General features: G+C 67.1%; 1 protein-coding gene. It reads right to left on the bottom strand.

The annotated features are described in order from the left end of the window. The coding region (locus tag P3H15_RS53925) for an FdhF/YdeP family oxidoreductase (protein WP_276144810.1) at positions 1–1469 on the bottom strand (1469 nt) is incomplete at both ends.

Consider the following 1469-nt stretch of genomic DNA (forward strand, 5'->3'; position numbering starts at 1 on the left):
CCGCCCTTGACGCCGCGGTAGCGGTCGTCGAGACCGTAGATGGTGGTGTTGTACTGATCGTGCGACCGCATGGTCTGCAGGATCAGCTTCCCGTCCGGCACCGGCACCCAGGACAACTCGCTGACGGTGAAATTGGCCTTCCCCGTGTGCGTCACGAACCGGCGCTCGTCCCGCGGGGGGTGCGGCAACGCGAACCCGTCCGGCCCGCGCACCTTCCGGTTGAAGTCCTCGAACCCCGGAATCACCCGGGCAATGGAATCGCGGATCCGGTCGTAGTCGGCGGTGAACTCCGCCCACGGCACCGAATGCTCCGGCCCGAACAACGCCTGCGCGATCCCGCAGACGATCGCGACCTCACTGCGCAACTGATCGCTCGCCGGGGTGAGGCTGCCGCGGGACAGGTGCACCATCGACATCGAATCCTCGACGCTGACCTGCTGCTTCTTGCCGTGCTGGAGATCCTTGTCCGTGCGCCCGAGCGAGGGCAGGATCAGCGCGGCCTGCCCCGTGACGAGGTGGGAGCGGTTCAGTTTCGTCGACACCTGCACCGTCAGCGCGCACCGGCGCAGCGCCGCCTCGGTGGTCTCGGTGTCCGGGGTCGCGGAGACGAAGTTGCCTCCCATCCCGATGAACACCGACGCCTTCCCGTCGCGCATCGCCCTGATCGAATCGACCGCGTCGAATCCGTGCTTGCGCGGCGACCGGATACCGAACTCCGCATCCAACGCGGCCAGGAAGGGTTCGGGCATCTTCTCCCAGATGCCCATCGTCCGGTCACCTTGGACGTTGGAGTGCCCGCGCACCGGGCACACCCCGGCCCCCGGTTTGCCGATCATCCCCTGCAGCAGCAGCAGGTTCACCGCGTCCTGGATGGTCGCCACCCCGTGGGTCTGCTGCGTCAATCCCATCGCCCAGCAGATGATGGTCTTCTTCGATCCGATCAACGCGTCCGCGGTGGCCCGGATCTGCTCGAGCGTCAACCCGGTGGCCGCGACCACCGTGCCCAGATCGACCTGCCGCAGGTGCGCCGCGCACTCCTCGAATCCGGCGGTGTGCCGGTCGATGAACTCCCGGTCCAGGACCGTCCCGGGGGCTGCGTCCTCGGCCTCGAGCAGCAACCGGCCCAGCCCCTGGAACAGGGCCTGGTCGCCGCCGATCCGGATCTGCAGGAACTCGTCCGCGATCTGCACGCCGTCACCGACCACGCCGTGCACCTTCTGCGGGTCCTTGAACCGCAACAACCCGGCCTCCGGGAGCGGGTTGATCGCTATGACCTTCGCCCCGTTGCCCTTCGCCTTCTCCAACGTCGAGAGCATCCGCGGATGATTCGTGCCCGGATTCTGGCCGGCGATCAGGATCAGATCGGCGTTCTCGATATCGGGGACCGACACCGACCCCTTCCCGATCCCGATCGTCTCCACCAACGCACTACCCGAGGATTCGTGGCACATGTTCGAACAATCCGGCAG

The organism is Rhodococcus sp. T2V, from assembly GCF_029269925.1.
Taxonomy (GTDB): Bacteria; Actinomycetota; Actinomycetes; order Mycobacteriales; family Mycobacteriaceae; genus Rhodococcus_F; species Rhodococcus_F koreensis.